Genomic DNA, 2454 nt, shown 5'->3' with positions numbered 1-2454 from the left:
TAAGCGACCAGCACCACCTCACCTTTTTCGTTATATATCCAACCCTGTGCTGGTATTATCTGTTTGACAGGTGGCTTTTGAGATGGCTGCTTTTTTGTTGCACTTGTTGAATTTACCGTACTGGCAACAGGTTCAAGTAAATCAACGCGCACATTATCACTACTGAGAATTTTATTTGGATCAGATGGCAGTCCGCCGCGTCCGGTGATGGTGAAAGTACTACCAAAACCTTTGATACAGGGATTTTGAGCAACCTGCTGTGCTGGGTCGATGACAGTTTCTGTTAATTCAAATAACCCTTGACTAGGATCAATCTCAGGTGTGTTAAATTGCACAGTACCACTATACTGTGGGCCGCGTTCGGAAGTCGCACTAATCACGCTGTTTGGAGAAAGAAATCTATTACCTTTAGTTGTAATGCTTACCTTCCCACCATAGCCTTGTTGGGCATTGGCTGTAATCTTGCTATTTTCAAAGGCAACTAAGTTGTCAGTGTTGATGGTAATATTACCTCCATCAGCTGTGCCTGTGGCATTTGTCGTGATATTGCTGTTGCGGCGCAAGATAACGTCGTCAGAATTCAAGATAATGTTGCCCTGTTCTGCTGTGGTGTTGGCTTTAGCTGTGGTGTTGGAGTTAATAGATGCTCGGTTGTCCAGTTTGATGGAGTTAGCCCTAACTGTTAGCAAGCCTGCACTTCCTGTTCCTGAACTGCTAACATTAATTTGTCCGTCGTTAGTCAAGTCAACAGCACTGGCATTAATATTTATATTGCCGCCTTTAAACTTGCCTTCTGTTGTTGCTGTGACAGCACCCTTATCTGATATACGTAAGTTACGACTATTAATAGTGATATCACCAGCATTACCTCCGGCATTTCGTTCACTAGTCGTCGTCACCGTAGTATTTGTAAAGCTTTGCGAGCGATCACGATTCTTGGGTATGAGTGGCTGAGTGCCGGAAATTTCTACTCGATCAGTGGCGTTAATCACAATCTTACCAGAGTTACCACTGTTGAGCGATCTAGATGAGACTTCTGTCCCATCTGTAATAAAAACAGACTGTCCGCGAATATTTATATCACCTGCATTGCCTAGTACTGAGTATGTTGTTGTAGGCGGGGGCAATCCAACAGCAGTGTTGACCAAAGTATGTTCCAATAAGACAGGACCGGAGGATTGTATTGTGATGTTGCCGGAATTTTTTCCTTCAAGATAGGCTTGGGTAACAATGGAGCTATTGTTTGTTAATGATACAAACTCATTACCTTGCAGTGATATGTTTCCCGCATCTCCACTGAAGCCACTGCTCGAAATAAAAGCATTTGAGAAAGAAATCCCTCGATTGGCTTGCAGTGATATGTTGCTGCCACCTTCTTTTCCGCCAAAGGCACTGTTGGTGGAAATCACCCTATTACTTAGCTGCTCATCCTGCCCAATTAAAGAGATAGAACCATTGGCTTGCAGTGATATGTTGCCGCTGCGCCCACTTCCAACCGTACGGTCGTTACTATAGTTACTAGCATCTAATGCAGGCTTTGCATCAAGTTCTCGATTATTACCCGGAGTTTGATAAGTGGGATTATTTATGGAAATATCGCCAACAGCTTGAATATCGATGTTACCTGCATCGCCATTCCCCAAGGTGCGGGTGCGAAGTATTCCGCCATTAAAGTCCACTGTTGTTGCTTTGACTTTAATGTTACCAGCGTTACCTGTTGCCCCTATATTAACAACATTGTTAATCCGGCTATCCTGATTGACTTTGAGTGCTCCTGTGAGATTGAGGTTCACATCACCTGGCTGTTGAGTGTCTGCCGTTAACCCTTGCCCGATGCCCGCAGAAATGCTACTTTGTCCAGAAAGATTTAAATTACGGGCGGTAACTATCACATTGCCCGCACTTCTATCAGTAACATCCACCTTGGCTGTATTGCCCAGAGATACATCCGCTCTCTGTAGATTATCAGAAAAATTTAAGTTCAGATTATTAGCACTACCCAATAGTCCAACCGTTCCTGTTCCTGCAACTCCTGCCAACTCGATACGACCATTAGGAGCCTGCAAAGAACCACCATTTAAGCTGACGTTACCACCTACGAGTGTTAACGAGTTCCCTTGTCCAACAGCAAGATTAGTAGATTGACTAGTGATATTTTGAGGATTATTCCGAAACCCCAACCCAATCGGAACATTTATAGTTAACAATGGCGGTGCTTGGGGATTCGTCGCACTAAACTCAAACCCATTCTTAAACAGCAAACTATTTGCCGTACTTCCCAAAAATGAACCACCCACATCCAACCGGGCATTTGGTCCAAAGATAATTCCATTCGGGTTGATCAAAAACAAGTTCGCTTTGCCCAACACACCCAAAACACCTTGAATATTCGAGACATTACCCCCAGTCACTCTGGTGAGTATGTTTGCAATCCCCGCTGGATTGGAAAAATAA

The 2454-nt window shown here is 43.9% G+C and carries 2 pseudogenes; one reads left to right on the top strand and one right to left on the bottom strand.

Annotated features, from left to right (window positions below):
* Positions 1–2393, bottom strand: a pseudogene (locus AC5JM2_RS20910) (two-partner secretion domain-containing protein); the annotation flags it as partial.
* Here AC5JM2_RS20910 and AC5JM2_RS20905 point away from each other — a divergent pair.
* A pseudogene (locus tag AC5JM2_RS20905) lies at positions 2367–2454 on the top strand (hypothetical protein); the annotation flags it as partial. The pseudogenes AC5JM2_RS20910 and AC5JM2_RS20905 sit on opposite strands and share 27 nt — an antisense overlap.

Source organism: Brasilonema angustatum, assembly GCF_059505445.1.
This window is presented reverse-complemented; position numbering and strand designations above follow the sequence as displayed.